This is a genomic window from Streptomyces nanshensis, assembly GCF_001751255.1.
Taxonomy (GTDB): Bacteria; Actinomycetota; Actinomycetes; order Streptomycetales; family Streptomycetaceae; genus Streptomyces; species Streptomyces nanshensis_A.
On the sequence record NZ_LJGW01000307.1, the window covers coordinates 1 to 20,546 of the forward strand.

Below are 20,546 nucleotides of genomic sequence, written 5' to 3' on the forward strand. Positions count from 1 at the left end.
CGCCGGGGCCGCCGCCCGGCGGCAAGCGGGTGCCGGGCGGTCTGCTGGCGGCCATCCTCGTCGGCGCGCTGGTCGCCGGGGGCATCGGCGGCGGCATCGGCTTCTGGGCCGCCGACCAGGAGGACGGCTCGTCCACGACCATCAGCTCCGGCTCGGACTCCGGCGCGCTCAACCGCTCGCCCAAGTCCGTGGCGGGTATAGCGGGCAAGACCCTTCCGAGCGTCGTCACGATCGAGACCAAGGGCGGCGGCGAGGAAGGCACCGGCACGGGCTTCGTCTTCGACAAGCAGGGCCACATCCTCACCAACAACCATGTGGTGGCGTCCGGTTCGGACGGCGGCCTCTCCGCGACGTTCTCGGACGGCAAGAAGTACGAGGCCGAAGTCGTCGGCAAGGCACAGGGCTACGACGTCGCGGTCATCAAGCTCAAGAACGCCGACGACCGCAAGCTCTCGCCGCTCCCCCTCGGCAAGTCCAACGACGTCCAGGTCGGCGACGCGACGATCGCCATCGGCGCCCCCTTCGGCCTCTCGGGCACCGTGACCACGGGCATCGTCAGCGCGAAGAACCGCCCGGTCGCCTCCAGCGACGGCCAGGGCAGCAACGCCTCGTACATGAACGCCCTCCAGACCGACGCCTCCATCAACCCCGGCAACTCCGGCGGCCCGCTGCTGAACGCGCAGGGCGCGGTCATCGGCGTCAACTCGGCGATCCAGTCGGCCGGCGGCGGCGACGGCGGCCTGGGACAGGGCGGCCAGTCCGGCAGCATCGGCCTGGGCTTCGCCATCCCGGTCAACCAGGCCAAGCGCGTGGCCACACAGCTCATCAAGACCGGTACGCCCGTCTACCCGGTCATCGGCGCGACGGTCACGATGGACCAGCAGGACGGCGGCGCGGTCATCGCCGACCGGGGCGAGGGCAGTCAGCCGGCCATCACGAAGGACGGCCCGGCGGACAAGGCCGGCCTGAAGCCGGGCGACGTCATCACGAAGCTCGACGACACGACGATCGACAGCGGCCCCACCCTGATCGGCACGATCTGGACGCACAAGCCGGGCGAGAAGGTCAAGATCACCTACAAGCGAGGCGGCAAGGAGTCCACGACCGACGTGACCCTCGGCTCCCGCAAGGGCGATCAGTGACCCGACGACCCATTCGCTAGGCTGACCCCCGCGTCGCGCCCGGGCACCGGTTGCGACGCGGGGAGGTGTGCCCGAGCGGCCGAAGGGAACGGTCTTGAAAACCGTCGTGAGGTAACCCCTCACCGTGGGTTCGAATCCCACCGCCTCCGCAGAGGTGAGAGAAGCAGCAGGTCAGAGGGCGCGTCTCCGGGTCGGAGACGCGCCCTCTGCTTGCGGTCCGTCTCATGGCGGTTCGCGTGTTTGCCGGGGCTGATCAGCTTGGGTGGGCCATGTGTGGGCCAGGATCGGCGGCCGAATGTCACCTGTTGCTTCGGCGTGAAGTGCTGGCGCGTGGGCGGCTGTTGACGGTGGGCGTGACACGAATGGGGGAAATGAGAGTTATGTCCGAAGCTGCAAGAGTCAGAAACAGCAGGGGTGTTGCTGCGTAAGGTCGCTGGTCGCCTGCGCCGTGCTGACCTGAGTGGACTGGATGGGGGGAGACGCGGGCATTCGGTTCCTTGATACAGATCCCGAGGGGCGGAGCCGGACGGGGCTTTGCGCTGTCCCGGCTCAAGCCGGGCTGTCGCTGTACTGGTGCGGTCTTCAGGCTCCGGCGCTGGGGACTCCCAAGCCGTCCATGTAATCGCGGACTCGCGTGATCAGTCCGTTGCGGACGTGGAGTATCAGGAGTCCGGGGACGGTGAACGTGGTGCCCTTGGTTGTCAGCGTTCCCACCACGACATGCTCGGTGATGATCACTTCCGGATCGGCGGTCTCGTAGGTCGCGATCCTCCTGACCTCCTGCACATGGGCGGGGCTGGCGCCCCAGGCTGCCCGGTATCCGGCGCGCACGGCCTCACGCCCCTCGTAGCGCGGGGGGAAACCGGGAGAGGTGAACGGGAATTCGTGCACCGCGTCCGTGGCGTAGAGATCGGCGAGATCGTCTGCGGATTTGTCGAGCATGGCCTGGTAGTAGCAAGTCAGCACCTCGTGAGGGGTGCGGACAGCAGGTGTATCCAGATGCGGCACAGGGCTCTTCCATTCGCTCAACACTTGTTGACCCAGCCACCCTAGGGTGACGGGAAGTTCGGTCAGCCGCCAGAACGGCTGCGAGCCGATTCCCACACGCCCGGCTCGAAGTCCATGAGCAGCAACTGGTCCCGCTCCGGCCACGACTCGAAGCCGACGGCCGCCCCGGTCGTCGCCGCCCAGTACCAGCCCCGGGAAGTGACGCTCACTGCGCGACCAACGAAAGATACGTACCGGAGTGACATCCTCGAACCGGGCCGGTACACAGTTCCGCAGCGGACGCCGACGACGCCCGTGTACCGCTTCGACCTACGACGACTCGATGAGCAGCCCTGCCTGATCCACCCCCATCCACCCCAGCCGGTACAGTCACCCAGCATCCCCGGCGCACTCAGCCGCGCGAGGGGTTCGTTGAGAAAACGACTCACGGTCGGCGGTGTGCCGGCCGGGTTCGTCGACGGGTCGCCATCACGACCCGGTTGCCCGGAGCCCCCCGGCGGAGCGATCCGCGGTGTACGGGACGCCACCCCGTCAGCTCGGCGTTCGCTCCCGGTCTGGGGCCGGTCTCGGTTCCGCTTCCGGGCCCGCGTTCGAAGACGAGGCCAGCGGGCGGGCGTTCGTCACCTCGCGGATGTGGATGACGCCGTTCAGCAGGTCCGTCAGGGCGTCGGCCGTCATGTGGTGGGCGGCGTCGTGTGCGGGGTCGTAGACGGGGCCGATCAGGCGGGTTCGGACGGGGCCGGCGAGCCAGGCGCGTACCGCCGGGTCCGGTGCGTTCCCCGTACGAAGGTCGAGCGTGAAGGCGTCGAGGTCCCCCGCTCCCAGGACGGACTCGGCGAAGTCGGCGGGCGGTTCCGGATAACGGTGGAGGGCGGTGCCGCGGTGGAAGGTCAGGCCGATCGCGGCGTACGCGCTACCCAGCCGCTCGCGCAGGCGGCTGCCCGCGTTGTGGCGGTGAGCGTCGACGCCCATATGCGCGAGGCCGCCCCAGTAGACGATCCGGTCGCCGGTGTGCTCGTGCCACCAGGCGGTGGACTCCGCGAGATGCCGCTCGATGTCGGGAAGGCTCTCCGGACCCGTGAACTCCGGCTCGGGAACGGGTGATTCGGCGAACCGGACCGGGTCGGCGGGGTGCCGCTCGTTGTAGGCGCGCATCCATGTGACGACGTCGAGGATCTCCTCCGTCCGCCAGAACGGGCGGCACCGGGCGAGGAGTTCGCGCGGGTCGCCGCCCGTGCCGTCGCGGACGTATGCCGCGAGTCCGCGTCGTACCGGATCGTCGCCCTCCAGCGCGAGCGAGCGGAAGCCGTACTCATCGACCAGGAGCCGCAGTACGCGGTGGGAGACGGTGGAGAGTTCGCGGGAGTGACGCATGGAGTGGGCGAGGGCGACGACCGCGGCGTCGCGGACGCTCTCGGCGAACGGCCGCAGGTCATCCGGCGGGGCGCCGGGGTCGAGGGCGGCGAGCGGGTGGGCGTGGGTACGGACCCAGCGCGCGGCGGCCGCGTGCTCGTCCGGGTCCGTGTGCGCGTACGCGGGATGACGGGTCATCGGGGGCTCTCCTTCGGAAGCGGGCAGCGCGGGCTTGGCCCGCAACCGTCCGATGTGAAGGGGACTTCAAGTCAAAGGGGGCGTCATCGAGTCAACAGCCGGGCGTCAGTCGGTCCGCCGGTCAGTCGGTCCCCCGGAGCTGGCGCGAGGGGCGTCAACGGCGGTCGTACGGTGAGGAGTTGCCGCGGGCACAGTGGGCAGGAGCGACCGTACGGACGTCCCCGGTCGCACACGGCGCGCGGCACCGCGGGAGACGTGGGGGAGAGCAGGATCCGGAGGGGTGGAGTGGGAGCTTCGGAGCGGCTGCGGCGGCATCTTCGCGAAGCGGGCGAGGACGCCAAGGAGTTGGGGTACGCCGCCACGCACAGCAGAAGCGGAAGCCGCCCCGAGCATCTGGTGCAGCGGCTGGACGACTCGCTGAACCGCGCCGAGGACGCCCGTAAGGACCTTCAGGCGCAGTACACCCTCTGGCACTACGCCCTGTACGGCGCCCAGCGGGGCGTGCGGAGGGCTCAACTCTGGGCCGTCCTGGGGCTGTTGGTCCTGGCGGTGGCCGGGTACGGGGTGGCCTTCGCGGCGGTGCGCGGAGTGCTGGAGAGCGTGGCGCACGACCGGTTCGGGCCGTCCGACACGGCCCAAGTCATCACCGCCGTCGGCGGGTTGACCACTGCCGTGGGCGTGAGCGTCGCCGCCGTCATCAAGGCCGTCGCGCTGCTGATCCACTCGCGTGCGGACATGCTGCGCGCGCGGGCCGGGCTGCCGCCCGGGGAGAGCGGCCAGGAGCCGTCCGGGGACGAGACGGCGTCCCTGTGACGCGGCCCCGTCCCCGCTCGTGAACGGAATGCGCAGAGGCGCTGGTAGGCACGAGGTACGAGGGGTACGGGCGCCCGTGCGGGGAACCGGGAACCGGAACCGGGAACCGGAACCGTACGGGACAGGGCCGACCGCGAGCGTGGAGGGCTTCCGATGAGCAGTGACGAGGAGACCGGACCGGTCGAGGAGACCGTGTTCACCTGGGGTGCGCCGCCGCTGAAATTCGGTGCGGGGGCCGCGGACGAGATCGGCTTCGACCTCTCGCAGTTCGGCGTCCGGCGCGTACTGGTCCTCACCGACCCCGGTGTCGCCGCCCTCGGCATCCCGCAGCGCGTCGCCGAGAACCTGGCCCGGTACGGCATCGACGCCGCCGTCCACGACGGTGTGCACGTCGAGCCGAGCGACGCCAGCTTCGCCGCGGCCGTCGAGCATGCGCGTGCCGAAGGTCCCTGGGACGCGTTCGTCGCGGTCGGCGGCGGATCGTCCATCGACACCGCGAAGGCGGTCAACCTGCTGCTGTCGTGCGGCGGCGAGTTGATGGACTACGTGAACAAGCCGATCGGACGGGCCGCCGTGCCGCCGCGTCCGCTCAAGCCGCTCGTCGCCGTCCCCACCACCGCGGGTACCGGCGCCGAGAGCACGGCCATGTGCGTACTGGACGTCCTGTCGATGAAGGTCAAGACCGGCATCAGCCACTGGCGGCTGCGCCCCGCGCTCGCCGTGGTCGATCCGCTGCTGACGATGACGCTGCCGCCCGAGGTCACGGCCTCCGCCGGGATGGACATCGTCTGCCATGCGCTGGAGTCGTACACGGCCCGCTGGTACGCGGACTCCGCGCGCCGCGCGCCCGAGGAGCGCGTGACGTACTGCGGCTCGAACCCGGTCTCGGACCTGTGGTGCGAGAAGGCGATGGCCCTGATCGCGAGGTCCTTCCGGCGTGCGGTGCACAGCGGCGGGGACGGCGGCGGTACGGGCGATGGTGGTACGGGCGGCGGCGCGGGGGACGTCGAGGCCCGTACGGACATGATGATGGCGGCGACCTTCGCGGGCATGGGCTTCGGCAATGCCGGAGTGCACATTCCGCATGCCAACGGCTATCCGATCGCGGGCATGGTGAAGGAATACCGTCCGTCCGGCTATCCGCAGGACGAACCGATGGTTCCGCACGGTCAGTCGGTGTCCCTGACGGCACCGGAAGCCTTCCGCTTCAGCTTCTCCGCCGCACCGGAACGGCATCTGCGGGCGGCGGAGCTCCTGGCGCCCGGCACGGCGTCGGAGGAGTCCGAGCCCGCCGAGCGGCTGCCGCGGGTGCTGACCCGGCTGATGCGGGACATCGGCATCCCGAACGGCATCGGCGGCGTCGGCTACGGCGAGAGCGACGTACCGGACCTGGTGCCCGGGACGATGAAGCAGCAGCGGCTGCTGTCGACCTGTCCGCGTCCCGTGGGCGAGGAGGAGATCGAGCGGATCCTGCTCAACTCCGTCCAGAACTGGTAGCCGGGCCGGAACCGGTGGCCGGACCTCAACTGGCGGCCGGAGTCGAACCGTTGGCCGGGTCCGCCGCGAGCCACGGGCCGTCGCGGTCCGCGCGCCAGACCACCTCGATCCCCGATTCGCCCGGCGCGGACGGCCCTTCGACGGCCGGACGCCGCTCGACCTCGGTGAACCCCAGCCGTCTGGGCACACCGCCGCTGGCCTCGTTGGCCTCGTCGTGGTGGATCTCCACCACCTCCACGCCGGGCAGGGCGAACGCCGCGCGCAGCAGAGCGGCGGCGGCCGACGTCGCGAGCCCGCGGCGCGTCCACGACGGGTGGATCCAGTAGCCGATCTCCAGCCCGCCGGGGCCTATGCGGCGCATCAGGCTGCAACTGCCCACCGTCGAACCGTCCACGGACACCGCGTAGTTGTACGCCTGGCGCTCGGCCCACTCGCGTTCGCACCGCGTGACGAACTCCAGCGACGCGTCGGGGCTGTGGCGCTCCGCGGCCCACGGCATCCAGGGCAGCAGATGGGTCAGCGACTCCGTGACGACCCGGTAGTGCACGTCGGCGTCGCGGCAGCGCCAGCGCCGCAGTTCGAGGACACCGTGGCGCAGCAGTTCCGCGGGACGCTCCATGACCGGGATCATGCCCCCGTACGCGGGGTTCCACGTCCGGATGGGCGGTGCGTACGGGGGTGGGGGTTCGGGTGCGGGGGCGGGGGATTCGGCCCGTACGGTCACCCGTCCCGTGCCGCCCCGTCAGGCCACACCACGTCCACAGGCACACCGTTCCGGTTCGCGTACTCCACCACGTCGGCCGTCCCGCCGTGACCGCGAGCCGGCTTGCCGTCCCAGACGGCGACCAGGCGGTCCGCCAGGCCGACGAGAATCTCGCTGCCCGCCATGTGCGCGTGTGCATCGGACGCGCTCAAGCCTGTCGAGTGCACCTCTCGTGCCTGTCGCAGCAGCCGGTCGTACGTCGCGTGATGCCAGGCGGGAAGGCCGTCTCGATAGCCGGAGGCCGGAACGACGACCTCGATGTGCCCACCGTGATCGAGCACCGATTCGGCGAACCATGCGTCAGGCCCGTCGGCAATGCACGAGATCCCCATCAGCGTCTCCGGACTGTACTGCTGCACCGTGAAGTTCAACGCTGTGCGAATCAACCTCTCGGATTCCCGGGGGAGTCCGCGGTGCCCCGTGATGCCCAGTCGCATACGTGTCCCTCCGTGTGTCATAGGTGAACGCCGTGGAGCCGGTCGTCGAAGTCCCGTACGACACCGGGCGGAGAGGCCGTGACATAGTCGCGACGCAACGAGCGTGCTTTCTCCACGATGCGTCCTGAGCGGTAGTGGACGCCTGTCTCCAGTGCCTGTGTCGCCAGGGCGAACGCCCCGTCGATCCGTCCGGATGCGAGATGGGCCGCAGCCATATCGAGGACGTACACGGCTCGTTGCTTCGCGTGCCCGGACGCCAGCACCGGTCCCGCTTCGTCCTGCGCTTCGAACACCCACTGCGGCAGGCCGAGCCGGGAGCCGCAGGCAAGTCGAGCGGCGGCGACCTTGCCGGGGCTGAAGGTGAAGACCCAGGGCCAGGGCGGCGGTTCTTCGACGGTGATGCGGGTCGCACCCTCCATGGCGTCCTTCAAAGCCTGGTCCGTCGATGCGCGGTCCCCGGCGGCCGCATGTGCGAGCGCCTCCACCGTGGACAGCCATGCGGCGGCGATGGCCGGGCGTTCCCGGCCGAGTTGACGGCGGGCCGAACGTGTCAGGGACAGTGCCTGCGCGGCGTTGCCGGCGTGTGCCTCGAACTGCGCAAGACTGCCCGACTGGTACGCGGTCAGGAGCCGGTCACGTGAACTACGGGCTGCTTTGACGGCCGTCCCGTACCAGGTTCGGGCCGAGCCGTGATCGCCCATGTCCCAGGAGAGCCACCCGGCCAGGCCGGCGACTTCACTGCCGACCGCTGCCAGCCGAGCTCTGGTTGCGCTGTCCTCCGCTTCGCCGGCGAGTGTCCTGGCCAATCGGAGGTGAGCAAGCACCGGTTCCGCAAGCTGGCGGGACGGAGTCGAACCGTCCATACGCCGGTAGGCACTTGTCGCAAGCCGAAGCGTGGCAGATCGATCGTTCTCAGCAGCCGATGCGTGCCGAAAGTCGAATGCTGCCAGCGCGGGTCCGGTGGCGGCGACCGCCGCCCCGGCAAGAAAGCTGCGCCGTTCCACTTCCATCCTGTCCACGGGTGCGGCTCGAACCGCAGCGTGTTCGGCGAGACCGACCTGCCGCAGAGGGATCTGCAAGTGGGTTGCTGTTCTCGCCAGTTGATTCATGTCATAGGAGGCGGCGCCGTGCCCCTCCATCCGGGAGACAGCGGATTGACTGATGCCGCAGGCTTCACCGAGCTGTTTCTGCGAGACGCCCGCTGCCTGGCGGGCAAGCCTGATCACACGTCCGTAATCGCCCGTACGTGAAGCCTCTCGGACGGCTTGCGTCGACCAGTTCACCGATACCCCCCGACCGTTGGTACAGGTAACCCTTCTCCGTTCCGCTACGCCTATGCGACGCGCGCATACGGATATGCGGTGGCCGGGTCGTTTCTGGTTCGTCGAGCAGGTTCGCGGTTTGGTCGGTGCACTGACACGGTCCGGACCGGAACGCATCGGCGGATCACCGAGCCAGGGAGGCGCGTGTGCTGACCCCGTCGTCGACGTCCCGTCGCCCCGGGCGGGTCCACTGCGGGGTACGGGTCCCCTACATCACGCGATGGAGCGGCGAACGCTCCGAACGTCCCCGGGTCACGGCCAGGCGCGGCCGTCTCGCGTATGTACGGGAGCGTTCGTACGACCGTGATCCGCGCGGAGTGCTGTGGACTCGCCTTCCTTCCCAACCGGGCAAGGGCAAGCCGGAGTTCGGCAAGGTTCATGCCCTGCGGCAGCGTCTCGCCATGGAACAACTGCTGTGCCAGGTCTGCGGTGGTCCGTCGGACAGCAGCGCGGACGGTGTCCTGTGGCTCCACACAGAAGACCCGGTTACGATCGCCCGCCTGGGGAGCGAGAGCATCGTCACCGAGAACCCGCCCGTGTGTGCGCCCTGCGCCCGCGAAGCCGTCGAGAAGTGCCCACGGATGCGGCGCGAGCACACCGTCCTGCGTGTCCGTGATCTCGAACCGGCAGGCGTCTCCGGAGCGTTGTACCGGCCCGTGCCTCAGCCGTACCCCGTTGACGTCGCAAGCGTCGCCTACGACGATCCCCGCATCCCCTGGATCCGTGCCGGCAAGCTTCTTCACCGCCTCACTCGCTACTCCGTCGTCGACCTCGACGCGGACGTCCGTGGGACCGGATCACAGCCCTCACGGCCGGTGGCGACGTCGCAAGGACCCATGCCGGGCGGGAAGCCCCGATCGGCAACAGGCTGAGCGGGCAGCGGGCCGGCAGCAATCGGCAACAGAGGCAGGAAAAGCGCGCGGGGACCGTCTTCCGCCAGGGCTCAACTCCCCTTGCGTGACGGCCACCTGGCGCGGAAGCGGAGAATCAGCCAGCAGGCCATGGCCACCGCCGCGGCCGTCAGGCACCACTGCCACCAGCCGAAGTCCGCACCGTCCCGGTCCACCAGGGAGATCACGACGAGGACGAAGAGCAGTGCCGTGCCGTTCCAGCTCAGCGACTCGCGGGAGCGGCGCCGGGCGGCGCCCTCCTCGACGAGGCGCAGTGCGTACTCCTCGGCGCCGCCGAACTCCTCCTCCGGCAGCGTGCCCGTGCCGGCCAGATGCTCGCGGGCCTCGGCGGTCAGGCGCCGCGCGTCCGCGCGGGAGACCTTGTGACGTCCGCGCAGCAGTCCTTCGAGGCGGCGCAGCCAGGCCTCCGCGTCGTGCTCGCGTCCCTCGTCCGCCCGTACTCCCGCCGTGCCGGGCGGAGTTGACGCTGCCGTCGTCGCTGCTGCCGACGCCGCGCGGTGTGTGCCGACGCGTCCGCCGAGCCAGAGCAGCCCGGCGCCGGCGGGGAGGAGCAGCGGAGCGGGTATCCGCATCAGCCCGTCGTGCGGCAGGACCTCCATCGCCACCGCCACCAGCACCGCCCCTGCCAGCGCCGCGACGAGCGCGCCGCCCGCCGCCCGCGTACGTCCCTCGGCCCGGAACGCCTGAGCCCAGGCCGCGAGGACGAACGTGACGACGAGCAGGGCGACTTGGGCCGTGCCCGCCGCGGTCGGGGTCGTCCAGAGACCGTCCTGGAACCACAGCACGCCGCCGCACACCAGCAGGAGACCGCCGGGGACGAGCCACGGCGCCTCGCGGTAGTCCTCCGGGGCGAGGTGCCCGGGGTGGTCGGCGCGGGCGCGGGCGGCGGCGGGCAGATGGGCCGCGGCGAGTTGCTCCGCGTACTCCTTCGCGTCGCCGAAGGTCTCCTCCGGGCGCTCTCCCGACTCGGCGCAGTGGGCGAGCGCCTCCCGCGCGCAGTTCCGGGCCGTCGCGGCGTCGACGCCGCGGTAGGTCAGGAAGAGCGTCAGCCTGTCGCCCCACTGTGTGTCGTGTGCGTCCGTGTCCGCGGTGTCGTTCATCGGGTCCGGCCTTCCTCGACGGTGCTGCTCAGCAACTGGTCCATGCGCGCGGCGAATCGGCCCCAGCGGGCGTTCTGGGACGCGAGCCAGCGCTCGCCGTCCGCGGTGAGCGTGTAGACCTTGCGGCCCGGTCCGCCCTCGCCCGCCGCCCACGTCGAACTGAGGACGCCCTCCGACTCCAGCCGCGCCAGCACCGGGTAGAGCACGCCGCCCCGCAGACGTCCGAAACCGGCCTCGTTGAGGCGCTGCGCCACGGCGTATCCGTGCCGGTCGCCCTCCGCGAGTACGGCTGCGGCGGCCAGTTCGATCACTCCGCGAAGCCAGGCCGCGGGCGGTTCTTCGTCGGTCGCTTCGGTGGTCACACATCGAGAGTAGACGTGATTCGCTACTAGTCAAGATTCTGACTAGTAGCGAATCGATGGTCTCGCGTGGCCGGGACTGCCGGACGAGGTCCCGGGGCGTACGGAGCCGGGACGGGAGGGGTACGGCCAACGGGTACGGCCACACGGCCCCTTGGCCGATGCCGTACGGGTGTTGGCGTGGACACAATCGCCGGAACGGGAGACCCCCGCGCACGGGCCGAACAGGCGGAACGGGCGGAGTGGAAGGAGAGCCGGATGTCATATCCCGAGCCCCGGTACTTCGGTGAGGACGGCGAGACCAACGCGGTCTTCAGGCCCGCCGATACGGAGCCCGACATCTCCTCCGGCGGGGGGAACCGCACGCACTACCTCGCCACCAGCGCCGGCACGGACGGTGAATTCGGGCTCTACAAGGTGGAGTTGGGCCCGAGGTCGCCCGGTCCGAGCACGCACTTCCACCGGTCGATCTCGGAGTCGTTCTACGTGCTGTCGGGGGAGCTGCGGCTCTTCGACGGGGAGCGCTGGATCACGGGCCGGGAGGGCGACTTCCTGTACGTGCCGGTGGGCGGACTGCACGCCTTCAAGAACGACTCGGACGATCCGGTGTCCATGCTGATGCTGTTCTCGCCCGGGGCGCCGCGCGAGGAGTACTTCGAGCAGGTCGCCGAGATGACGCGACGCGGAGGTCGGGAACTCCGCGACTTCCAGGTCAAGCACGACAGCTTCTTCGTCGATACGGAGTGAGTGCGGGCGGGGGTCGCTGGCGGGGTGCCGAACACCGCGGAACGGCACGGCGGTTGGGCCGCTTCCGGGCTGCCGCCGTGCCGGTCCGTGTTCGGGCGGGGTGGGGATGACGGATGTCCGGTGTCGGACGACGGACGACGGACGTCAACTGGCAGTCGGCAGGTATCAGATAACGGATGACAAAAAGTGAAATCTGTCAGCCGTCAGCCGTCAGCCGTCAGCCGTCAGCCGTTACCTGCCACCTGCTATCCGTCAGCCGTCACCTGCTATCCGTCGTCTGTCATCCGTCGCCCCTCACACCCCTCACCCCCTCCTCGTCACCCCTCCGCCCCTCCGTCCCGCAGCCACACCGTCGTCTCGCCGGGGAGCCCGTCCCCGGTCAACGGGCCGCTGCTCAGCAGCACTTCGCCCGTCGGCAGCGGCTTGGTCTCCGTGCTGAAGTTGGTCAGGCAGTGCCAGCCGTCGGGGCGTACGAAGTGCAGCAGCCCCTCGCTCTCCGACGCGTCGTCGCTGATCCACTCCAGCGTCTCGTCGGTGCCGACGAGCTTGTGCCGCAGTCGCAGCGCCTCCCGGTACAGCTCCAGCGTGGAGCCCTCCCGGCCCTCCTGCGCCTCCGCCGACAGCTCCCCGAAGTTCTTCGGCTGCGGCAGCCACGGGGCGGCGCCGTCCTCGCCGCCGAAGCCGAAGGACGGGCCCGTACGCGTCCAGGGAAGCGGTACGCGGCAGCCGTCGCGGCCCTTGCGGGTATGCGAACTGCGTTCCCACGTCGGGTCCTGGAGGTCGTCCACCGTCAGGGAGGCGACCTCGGGCAGGCCCAGTTCCTCGCCCTGGTACATGTACGCCGACCCCGGCAGCGCCAGCTCCAGCATCGTGGCGGCGCGGGCGCGGCGCAGGCCCCGTTCGGCGTCGGCCTGCGGCCGGGTGCCGCCGCTGAGCAGCCACTCGTTGCTGTCGGCGCCCTCGGGAAGCGCGAAGCGCGAGGCGTGCCGTACGACGTCGTGGTTGGAGAGCACCCAGGTCGCGGAGGCGCCCGCCTCCTGGGCCGTGCGCAGAGACTCGTCGATGACGGAGCGCAGTTCCTGTGCGTCCCAACCCGTCGTCAGATACTCGAAGTTGAAGGCCTGGCCCAGTCCCTCGGGACGGGCGTAGAGCACCAGGCGGTGGCGCTTGACCCATGCCTCGGCGACGCCGACGCGCGGCGGGTCGTACTCGTTGAAGACCTCGCGCCACTCCCGGTATATCTCGTGCACCTCGTCGCGGTCCCAGAACGGGTGGGCGCCGTCCGCGAGTTCGGCCATCTGCTCGTCGTACGAGCGTGGGCCCATGTCGCGCAGCGGATCGGCGACGTCCTTCATCAGGGCGTTGGCGACGTCGATGCGGTAGCCGTCGACGCCGCGGTCCGACCAGAAGCGCAGGGTCTTGACGAAGTCGGCGCGTACCTCCGGGTTCTCCCAGTTGAGGTCCGGCTGTTCGGGGGCGAAGAGGTGGAGATACCACCAGCCGTCCTCCAGCCGGCTCCAGGCGGGGCCGCCGAAGGCGGACTCCCAGTCGGCGGGCGGCAGTTCGCCGTCCTCGCCCTTGCCCTGGCGGAAGATGTAGCGGTTGCGCTCGGGCGATCCCGGCTCGGCGCGCAGCGCCTGCTGGAACCATTCGTGGTCCTCGGAGGTGTGGTTGGGGACGATGTCGATGATGACCTTGATGCCGAAGCGGTGGGCCTCGGCGACCATCGCGTCGAAGTCGTCGAGGGTGCCCAGCCGGGGGTCGACGTTGCGGTAGTCGGCCACGTCGTAGCCGCCGTCGGCCAGCGCGGACGGATAGAAGGGGCTCAACCAGACGGCGTCGACGCCGAGTTCGGCGAGGTAGGGCAGCCGTGAGGTGATGCCCGGGATGTCGCCGAGCCCGTCGCCGTCGGAGTCGGCGAAGCTGCGGGGGTAGATCTGGTAGACGGCGGCCTGGCGCCACCAGTCGGGGCCGTCCTGGCGGTGCGGTGCAGTGGTGTCGGTCACGTCGTTTCCTCGCAGTGCGGTGCGGGTTCGGTCATGTCGTACGGGAGACGCGGTCCTGCTCGTCCCGCCTCCCGGGTTCGGGGGATTCGTACTCAGTAGCCCTGCTCGCTATTCGGTTGTTGTCCGGGCACGCGCGATTCGGTGTGCGTCCCGGGGATCCCGGCGTGCTCCTGCCTGCGGCCGGGCGCCGCGGAGCACGGTGAACGGCGCCCGTACGGCGCCCCGTTGAGGGCCGGTCCAGGTCTGACCGAGGTCGTGATCTCTGTCGTGAACGAGGTCGTGGACGGGGTCTTGAACGAGGTCGTGGACGAGGGACCGGCCGGGCGTCTGATACGGGCACGGGAGTCGGTCAGGCCGAACCGGGACCGGAAGCGGGAACGGGACGGACCCGGGAGGCCGGGTGCGCCGGGTGCGCCGGGCGCGAACGGGGCCCGTGGACCGCGCCGTTGCGGCCGTGCCCCGCCGTCTCAGCGGTGCGGTGCGGCGATCGAGCCGCGCCGTCGGACGGGCATGGGAACGCGGTGGACCGCGGGCTGCGGCCCCTCCGGGGACAACAGTAACGAGACCGCACTCCGGCCCAGTTCGCGGTGCGGGAGCGCGATCGAGGTGAGCGACGGGCGCAGCCACGAGGCCAGTTCGGAGTCGTCGAAGGAGACCACCGACAGATCGCGCGGCACCGCGAGGCCGCTGTCGCAGGCCGCCTGGTAGACGCCGAACGCCAGCCGGTCGTTGCAGCAGACGAAGGCCGTGGGCCGCCGCGGTGAGTCCAACAGCCCGCGTACGGCGGCGTATCCGTGCTCGGGTGCCGACCAGTCGCACTCGGAGACACCGCCGAGCCGCAGGCCCGCCTGAGCCATCACCGCCTCGACGCCGCGCATCCGCTCACGCCCCGCGTACACGCCCTCGGGCGTCCCGTCCGTGAGATGCCGGCCGCCCACGACGTGGACGCCTTCCCGGTGGCCGGCCTCCAGCAGCAGCCGTACGGCCTGCCGGCCCGCCTCCTCCTCGTCCGGTACGACGCAGGTGAACTCCCCGCTGTCGTCCAGGCAGTTGAGCAGGACGCACGGACGCGAGCGCATCTGTTCCGAGGGCCGCCGGCGCCCGGTGGACATCGCCGCGTGCACCAGTCCGTCCACCTGCCGGTCGAGCATGCCCTGGAGCAGCTTCCGCTCCGCGGCCGGATCGCCGCCGGACTCCGCGAAGTAGAGCAGATGGTCCCGTTCCAGCGCGGCCTCCAGCGCGCCCTGGATCATCCCGCCCGCATGCGGCGTACCGGCAACGGTGTCCGAGACCAGCCCGAGGGTGTGGGTCTTGCGCGTACGCAGGCTCTGCGCCGTCAGGTTGGGCCGGTAGCCCAACTCCTCGGCGGCGCCCAGTATCCGGCGGCGTGCCTCGATGGAGATCCGCATGTCCTCGCGGCCCGAGAGGACGAAGGAGACCGTCGTACGTGAGACCCCGGCATGACGGGCGACGTCGGCCTGGGTGACGCGCGAGGGCGACGGCGGCATGAACCCTCCAGGTAACTCGATCTAGCCGAGCATCGCCCCGGCCCGTCACGGTGTCAACGGGTTTTCGAGCCGGTCGGAACGCCCGTACGCGGTACGGGAGTCACTGTTGCTGCCGGAGGTCTTGACAGGGACGCGGCAGGGGCAACATCCTCCTGCTCACTCGATTTAACCTCGCTGTTCCTCACGACCTCGGTTCGAGCGAGCGCGCCTTTCGAGGCCGGCGGACCCTCGGCCCGCCATGCCCCGGGCCGGAAGCGTGACGGGTGCTCGCGGCGCCCGTCACGGCGACCACAGCGAACCACACACGGCCACAGCAGGCCACAGTCCAGAGGAGATCACGTGCGCGCCATTCCGCGACGACTGCTGCCATGCACCGCCGTCACCGCCGCACTCACGCTCGTCGGCGGCTGCGGTCTCGGGCCGTCGTCGGTGGAGAGCGCGACCGACGCCGAGGAGCGCGGGCCGATCACCTTCGCCACGAGCGACACCTCCGGCGTCGTGCCGACGCTGATCAAGCGGTGGAACGACCGGCACCCCGACGAGAAGGCCACCTTCATCGAACTGCCCGAGGACGCCGACCAGCAGCGGCAGATGATGATCCAGAACGCGCAGCTCAAGACCGACACCTACAGCGTGCTCAACCTCGACGTCGTGTGGACCTCCGAGTTCGCCTCGCACCGGTGGATCGACCAACTACCCGCCGACTCCTTCCCGTTCAAGCGGACCCTCGGCCCGATCAACGCCACGGCGGCCTACCGCGGCAAGTGGTTCGCGATGCCGTACGCCTCGGACGGCGCGATGCTCTACTACCGCAAGGACCTGCTGGAGAAGGCGGGCGTCGAGTCCCCGCCGAAGACCTGGGACGAGATGCGCGAGATCTGCGACAAGGTCCTGAAGGGGCAGAAGCCCTCGATGTCCTGCTACGGCGGCCAGTTCGAGAAGTACGAGGGCCTGACCGTGAACTTCTCGGAGGCCGTCAACTCCGCCGGCGGCGAGGTCACCGACGCCAAGGGCATACCGCACCTGGACACCCCCGAGGCCCGGCGCGGCATGGACCACATGGTCGAGAGCCTCAAGGACGGGACGATCCCCAAGAGCGGGATCACGTTCATGGAGGAGCAGGGCAGGCGCGCCTTCGAGAAGGGCGATCTGCTCTTCTACCGCAACTGGCCCTACCAGTACGCGATCTCCGACAAGAAGGCCAAGAACAACCAGGTCGCAGGTAAGTTCGGCGTCGCGCCGATACCCGGTGAGAAGGGCCCCGGCGCCTCCTCGCTCGGCGGGCACAACCTCGCGCTGTCCTCCTCCGCCCGCAACAAGGCGACCGCGCTGGACTTCATGCGCTTCATGACGAACGAGCAGAGCGCCCGCCTCAAGCTGGAGAAGGCGTCCCTCGCGCCGGTCTTCGAGAACCTCTACGACGAGCCCGGCTATGTGAAGAAGTTCCCCTATCTGCCGGTGCTGAAGAAGTCCATCCTCGGCGCCGAACCGAGGCCCCGCGTCGTGCAGTACGGCGACGCCACGAAGGCCATCCAGAACGAGGCGTACAACGCGCTCACCGGCAAGAAGACCGCGCAGGCCGCGCTGCGGGGCCTCCAGCGGCAGCTTCGCGCCCTCGCTCCCTGACCTCTCTGACCTCCCTCTGTCCCGTACGACCCGCTCCACCCCGTACGACCAGCCTCCCGGAAGGTTCGGCACAGGCACGCGGACCTCCCCGCACACGACGCCGCCGGCCGAGAAAGGAAGACCCGACCCATGTCGCTGACACCATGGCGCCGCACCAGCGGGCCCGCCGCGCGCTCGCAACTGCACGGTGAGGGGCGCATGGCCGCCTTCCTTGTCTCCCCGACGCTGCTCGTGCTCGGGCTCGTCATCGCCTATCCGGTGCTCTCGGCGGTGTACTCCTCGCTCTTCAGCGTCCCGGACATCGACCCGAAGACCGGGTTCATCGAGAAGGGGGACCCCTTCGTCGGCCTGGACAACTTCACGTCGATCTTCTCCGGCGCCGGCGACCGCTTCTGGAACGCCTTCTGGAACACCTCGTTCCTGACCGTCACCTCGGTGATCCTGGAGACCGTCATCGGCTTCGCCATGGCGCTGATCATGCACCAGGGCCTCCGCGGACGGGCCTGGATACGGGCCAGCATCCTCGTCCCCTGGGCGATACCCACCGCGATCTCGGCGCTGCTGTGGCGCTGGATCTTCGACAGCGAGGGCATCGCCAACTCCGTACTTAACACGAAGGTGTTGTGGACCACGGAGGGCTTCCAGGCGCAGGTCGCGGTCATCATCGCCGAGGTGTGGAAGACGGCGCCGTTCGTCGGCATCCTCGTGCTCGCCGGGCTGCAGATCATCTCCTCCGAGGTCTACGAGGCGGCCCGCGTCGACGGGGCCGGGCCGGTACGCCGCCTGTGGAGCATCACGCTCCCCCTGGTCAAGCCCGCGCTGCTGGTCGCCGTGCTCTTCCGGCTGCTGGACGCGCTGCGGATGTTCGACCTGCCCTACATCCTCATCGGCGCCGGCAAGCAGTCCGTGGAGACGCTGTCGATGCTCGCCCAGGACGAGGCGTCCAACGTCCGCTTCGGACCGGCGTCCGCCTACTCGGTGGTGCTCTTCCTCTACGTCTTCCTCATCGCCTTCGCGTTCATCAAACTGCTGGGCGCGGACCTGCTCGGCGCCCGTGACCAGAGCGCCCGCGGCACCCGGGGGAAGGGCACCGGCAAGCGCCCACGCCAGGGGACCGGCAGCGGCCGGAACCTGCAGAAGGAGGCCACCGCATGACCGGCACGACGACGACCGCGGCGACCGAGGAGCCGACCCCGCCCGGGACCGGCGCCGCCACCGGAAGCGGAGCGCCGTCCGGCGGCCCGGGCGCACGCGCCAGGGTGCCGGGCAGCGCATGGCGTACGACGCTGCGCACCGCGGGCGTCGTGGCGGTGGCCGCCTGGTGTCTGGCGCCCTTCTACTGGATGCTCGTCTCCAGCCTGCGCCGCCCCGCGGACATCTTCGACGTCTCGCTCTGGCCCTCGCCGGTCTCGCTCACCAACTACGCGAACGTGCTGGACCCTTCGCTGGGATTCGTACGGTCGCTGGGCAACAGCTTCGTCGTCGCGGGGACGACGACGGTGCTGGCGCTGATCGTCGGCGTCACCACCGCCTACGCGCTGGCCCGGCTCGACTTCCGCTTCAAGCGGCTGGTGCTGACGGGCATCATCGCCACGTCGATGTTCCCGGTCGTCTCGATCACGATTCCGCTGCTGAAGCTGTTCGTGGGCATCGGGTGGATCAACACGTACCAGGCGATGATCGTGCCCAGCATGTCCTTCGCGCTGCCGCTCGCGGTGTGGAACCTGACGTCCTTCTTCCGTCAGATGCCCACGCAGCTAGAGGAGTCGGCGCGCGTCGACGGCTGTACGCGGGGACAGGCGTTCCGCAAGGTGATCCTTCCGCTGGCCGCGCCCGGGCTGTTCACGACGGCGATCCTCACCTTCGTCATGGCGTGGAACGAGTTCCTCATCGCGGTGTCGATGGTCAACAAGGAGTCGATGCAGACGGCTCCCGTGGCCGTCTCGAAGTTCACGGGCGCCTCGCAGTTCGTGGCGCCGCACGGCAGCCAGATGGCCGCGGGCATCATCGTGACCGTGCCGCTGGTGATCCTCGTGCTCTTCTTCCAGCGCCGCATCGTGGCCGGGCTGACGGCGGGCGCGGTGAAGTAGGCCGCGCGGGCGGGCCGTTGGGCCCGGGGGCGCGGGCGGAGCCGCCGCCCGCACCCCCGTTCGCGTTCCGGGTCCCGGTCCGGCCCCGGTCCGGCCCGGGATCGGGGTCGGGGTCGGGGTCGGGGTCGGACCGGGACCCGGCCGGTGTCCGGCCGCTCAGTCGTCGTCGTTGTGGAACGTCAGGCCGCGCCAGTCGGTGACGCAGTCGCGGTCCATGAAGACCCAGCCCAGGTTGGAGTCGCGGACGACGACGGCCGGGTCGGAGCCGGTCGTCGTGTACCGGTACTGCACCTCGGCCGCGGGCTGCCCCGCCGCGTCGCGCAGCGAACCGCCGTTGTAGTCGCTGGAGTTGAAGTAGTTGTAGTACGCGCCGCCGGAGCAGGCCGGGTCGACGGTGACGGCGCTGCCGTCCTCCGCCGCGTGGGCGGCCGCGTTGAAGTCGGAGCCGAACGCACGGCGGTGGCCGATCCGTTCCTTCGTCTCGGCGCTGCACGACTCGTCGGCCGTTCCGGTCGGCTCGGCGCTGAGGGCGCCCGGCGGCACCCAGGCGCAGATGTTGTTGCCGCCGTAGTTGTGCCCGTAGTGGTAGTCGCTCTGCGCGGTCTCGTGGACGTCGAAGGCGGTGCCGGCCATCGCCGTACCGACGAAGTAGCCGCACACCTTGTTCTGCAGCCAGGTGCCCGCCGGGACAGTGCCCTGGTTGTTGCAGGCCGCCGGTTTCGGCGAGTCGGCCTGGATCGTGTAGCGGTTCACGGAAGCCTGCGCGTCCGCGGACCACAGGGTCAGTGTGCTGCCCACGGCGGTGATCAGGGCGCCGGCGAGGGCGAGTTGGAACCTTCTCTTCATGGTCTCGTGTGCTCTCTCTTGAAGTCGTCGTCGGTTGTCGCCGCCCGGGGGCGCCGGTCGTCCGGCACATCCGGGGGTGTGGTGCGTCCGGAGGGCTCGCGGTGCTCCCGTGGTCACGCGGAGTCCGGTTCGGGCACCGTGCGCGTCCGCCGCGTGAGAACATGCGGGCGTTCCCGGGGCGGAGCGGCCGGTACCGGTCGCCGAAGTACCCGGAAACGCGAGCCGGGTCGATTCTTCGGTCCCGCACCGCGCGCCGCCACGGGCCGCGTGCGACGAGGGACGCCGGGAGGCGCACAAGCCGCCGACCTGCGAAGAGGGACGTGGATGAGGGAGACAGGGACATGCCCGAGACAGGCAGACGCCCGCTGAAGCCGCTGCCGGAGCAACTCCAGGGCCCCGTACGGGAGTTCACGGAGCAGTTGCGCACCGTCTACCGGGACAGGACGGAGCTGAACCAGCGCGGACTGGCCGAGGCGCTCCACCTCACCAAGTCCCCCGTCTCCCGTTACCTCAACGGCCAGGAGGTCATCCCGGCCGACACCTTCGCCGCCCTGTGCGGCATCGCCGGGCTGACGCCCAGGGAGCAGGAGCGCCTCGGCAGGCTGCGGGAGCAGGCGGCGGAGGCGGCCGAGCGGGCGCGGAACGCGGCGGAGGAGGAAGCGGAGGGACGTACGGACGGCGGGCAGGTACGTACGGAGGGACGTACGGGACGCGCTGCCACCGGCACCGGCACCGGCACCGGCACAGGCACCGCCACCGCCACCGCCGCCGCCGCGGCCACCGGAACCGGAGCCGGCAGCGCCCTCGCCGCGCGGCTCCG

General features: G+C 70.3%; 19 protein-coding genes and 1 tRNA gene. 9 read left to right on the forward strand and 11 right to left on the reverse strand.

Annotation, left to right across the window (positions count from 1 at the left end; genetic code table 11):
* Both AN218_RS18100 and AN218_RS18105 read left to right on the forward strand, forming a co-directional pair.
* Nucleotides 1–1,142, forward strand: a 1,142-nt coding sequence (locus AN218_RS18100) for a S1C family serine protease (RefSeq protein ID WP_141747613.1), incomplete at its 5' end; no start/stop codon positions are given.
* Between the two features lie 61 nt (nt 1,143–1,203).
* Nucleotides 1,204–1,291, forward strand: a tRNA-Ser gene (locus AN218_RS18105).
* A 433-nt stretch (nt 1,292–1,724) separates the two neighbouring features.
* On the opposite strand, the gene AN218_RS18110 is transcribed toward AN218_RS18105, so the two are convergent.
* From AN218_RS18110 to AN218_RS18115, 3 genes are all read right to left on the reverse strand, one after another.
* Nucleotides 1,725–2,150 (reverse strand): nuclear transport factor 2 family protein, encoded by a 426-nt coding sequence (locus AN218_RS18110; protein WP_070017935.1) that lies wholly within the window; start codon nt 2,148–2,150, stop codon nt 1,725–1,727.
* A 62-nt stretch (nt 2,151–2,212) separates the two neighbouring features.
* Entirely contained in the window at nt 2,213–2,359 is a 147-nt protein-coding gene (locus tag AN218_RS38320; RefSeq protein WP_244900513.1) for a hypothetical protein, read from the reverse strand.
* Nucleotides 2,360–2,681: 322 nt separating this feature from the next.
* The gene (locus tag AN218_RS18115) at nt 2,682–3,701 is read right to left on the reverse strand and encodes an erythromycin esterase family protein (protein ID WP_070017936.1); all 1,020 of its coding nucleotides are present in this window, start codon (nt 3,699–3,701) and stop codon (nt 2,682–2,684) included.
* Between the two features lie 285 nt (nt 3,702–3,986).
* Here AN218_RS18115 and AN218_RS18120 point away from each other — a divergent pair, with 285 nt between their 5' ends.
* Nucleotides 3,987–4,514 (forward strand): hypothetical protein, encoded by a 528-nt coding sequence (locus tag AN218_RS18120; protein ID WP_070017937.1) that lies wholly within the window; start codon nt 3,987–3,989, stop codon nt 4,512–4,514.
* A 153-nt stretch (nt 4,515–4,667) separates the two neighbouring features.
* Complete coding sequence (locus AN218_RS18125) at nt 4,668–6,011, forward strand: hydroxyacid-oxoacid transhydrogenase (protein WP_070017938.1); 1,344 nt, start codon at nt 4,668–4,670, stop codon at nt 6,009–6,011.
* A gap of 25 nt (nt 6,012–6,036) precedes the next feature.
* Here AN218_RS18125 and AN218_RS18130 read toward each other — a convergent pair whose 3' ends face one another.
* The 5 genes from AN218_RS18130 to AN218_RS18155 all read right to left on the reverse strand — a co-directional run bounded on the left by AN218_RS18130 (nt 6,037) and on the right by AN218_RS18155 (nt 10,906).
* Entirely contained in the window at nt 6,037–6,630 is a 594-nt protein-coding gene (locus AN218_RS18130) for a GNAT family N-acetyltransferase (protein ID WP_070017947.1), read from the reverse strand.
* A 101-nt stretch (nt 6,631–6,731) separates the two neighbouring features.
* Nucleotides 6,732–7,211, reverse strand: coding sequence for a hypothetical protein (locus tag AN218_RS18135; protein ID WP_070017939.1), 480 nt, complete (start codon nt 7,209–7,211; stop codon nt 6,732–6,734).
* 17 nt (nt 7,212–7,228) lie between these two features.
* Entirely contained in the window at nt 7,229–8,437 is a 1,209-nt protein-coding gene (locus tag AN218_RS18140) for a helix-turn-helix domain-containing protein (protein ID WP_244900514.1), read from the reverse strand.
* 1,039 nt (nt 8,438–9,476) lie between these two features.
* Complete coding sequence (locus AN218_RS18150) at nt 9,477–10,544, reverse strand: hypothetical protein (RefSeq protein ID WP_070017941.1); 1,068 nt, start codon at nt 10,542–10,544, stop codon at nt 9,477–9,479.
* Complete coding sequence (locus tag AN218_RS18155; protein ID WP_070017942.1) at nt 10,541–10,906, reverse strand: PadR family transcriptional regulator; 366 nt, start codon at nt 10,904–10,906, stop codon at nt 10,541–10,543. The genes AN218_RS18150 and AN218_RS18155 overlap by 4 nt, the downstream gene beginning before the upstream one ends.
* A gap of 255 nt (nt 10,907–11,161) precedes the next feature.
* On the opposite strand from AN218_RS18155, the gene AN218_RS18160 reads away from it, so the two are divergent.
* Nucleotides 11,162–11,650, forward strand: coding sequence for a cupin domain-containing protein (locus AN218_RS18160; RefSeq protein ID WP_070017943.1), 489 nt, complete (start codon nt 11,162–11,164; stop codon nt 11,648–11,650).
* Between the two features lie 317 nt (nt 11,651–11,967).
* Here AN218_RS18160 and AN218_RS18165 read toward each other — a convergent pair whose 3' ends face one another.
* Together AN218_RS18165 and AN218_RS18170 are read right to left on the reverse strand one after the other, a co-directional pair.
* The gene (locus AN218_RS18165; RefSeq protein WP_171908712.1) at nt 11,968–13,656 is read right to left on the reverse strand and encodes a glycoside hydrolase family 13 protein; all 1,689 of its coding nucleotides are present in this window, start codon (nt 13,654–13,656) and stop codon (nt 11,968–11,970) included.
* A 467-nt stretch (nt 13,657–14,123) separates the two neighbouring features.
* Nucleotides 14,124–15,164: a LacI family DNA-binding transcriptional regulator gene (locus AN218_RS18170; RefSeq protein ID WP_070017945.1), complete on the reverse strand. Its 1,041-nt coding sequence runs from the start codon at nt 15,162–15,164 to the stop codon at nt 14,124–14,126.
* 339 nt (nt 15,165–15,503) lie between these two features.
* Between AN218_RS18170 and AN218_RS18175 the strand changes: the two genes are divergently transcribed.
* The 3 genes from AN218_RS18175 (at nt 15,504) to AN218_RS18185 (ending at nt 18,880) form a co-directional block, all read left to right on the forward strand.
* Nucleotides 15,504–16,790: an ABC transporter substrate-binding protein gene (locus AN218_RS18175; RefSeq protein ID WP_244900515.1), complete on the forward strand. Its 1,287-nt coding sequence runs from the start codon at nt 15,504–15,506 to the stop codon at nt 16,788–16,790.
* A 129-nt stretch (nt 16,791–16,919) separates the two neighbouring features.
* Nucleotides 16,920–17,945, forward strand: coding sequence for a carbohydrate ABC transporter permease (locus AN218_RS18180; RefSeq protein WP_079132301.1), 1,026 nt, complete (start codon nt 16,920–16,922; stop codon nt 17,943–17,945).
* The gene (locus tag AN218_RS18185; protein WP_079132302.1) at nt 17,942–18,880 is read left to right on the forward strand and encodes a carbohydrate ABC transporter permease; all 939 of its coding nucleotides are present in this window, start codon (nt 17,942–17,944) and stop codon (nt 18,878–18,880) included. Before AN218_RS18180 ends, AN218_RS18185 begins: the two co-directional genes overlap by 4 nt.
* A 156-nt stretch (nt 18,881–19,036) precedes the next feature.
* On the opposite strand, the gene AN218_RS18190 is transcribed toward AN218_RS18185, so the two are convergent.
* The gene (locus tag AN218_RS18190; protein WP_070017946.1) at nt 19,037–19,726 is read right to left on the reverse strand and encodes a hypothetical protein; all 690 of its coding nucleotides are present in this window, start codon (nt 19,724–19,726) and stop codon (nt 19,037–19,039) included.
* A gap of 341 nt (nt 19,727–20,067) precedes the next feature.
* Between AN218_RS18190 and AN218_RS18195 the strand changes: the two genes are divergently transcribed.
* Nucleotides 20,068–20,546, forward strand: a 479-nt coding sequence (locus tag AN218_RS18195) for a helix-turn-helix domain-containing protein (protein WP_171908713.1), incomplete at its 3' end; no start/stop codon positions are given.

Coding starts and splice junctions, on each gene's coding strand:
- AN218_RS18115 (WP_070017936.1), bottom strand. CDS start 3,701: ATGACCCGTCATCCCGCGTACGCGCACACGGACCCGGACGAGCACGCG.
- AN218_RS18125 (WP_070017938.1), top strand. CDS start 4,668: ATGAGCAGTGACGAGGAGACCGGACCGGTCGAGGAGACCGTGTTCACC.
- AN218_RS18130 (WP_070017947.1), bottom strand. CDS start 6,630: ATGGAGCGTCCCGCGGAACTGCTGCGCCACGGTGTCCTCGAACTGCGG.
- AN218_RS18135 (WP_070017939.1), bottom strand. CDS start 7,211: ATGCGACTGGGCATCACGGGGCACCGCGGACTCCCCCGGGAATCCGAG.
- AN218_RS18150 (WP_070017941.1), bottom strand. CDS start 10,544: ATGAACGACACCGCGGACACGGACGCACACGACACACAGTGGGGCGAC.
- AN218_RS18160 (WP_070017943.1), top strand. CDS start 11,162: ATGTCATATCCCGAGCCCCGGTACTTCGGTGAGGACGGCGAGACCAAC.
- AN218_RS18170 (WP_070017945.1), bottom strand. CDS start 15,164: ATGCCGCCGTCGCCCTCGCGCGTCACCCAGGCCGACGTCGCCCGTCAT.
- AN218_RS18180 (WP_079132301.1), top strand. CDS start 16,920: ATGTCGCTGACACCATGGCGCCGCACCAGCGGGCCCGCCGCGCGCTCG.
- AN218_RS18185 (WP_079132302.1), top strand. CDS start 17,942: ATGACCGGCACGACGACGACCGCGGCGACCGAGGAGCCGACCCCGCCC.
- AN218_RS18190 (WP_070017946.1), bottom strand. CDS start 19,726: ATGAAGAGAAGGTTCCAACTCGCCCTCGCCGGCGCCCTGATCACCGCC.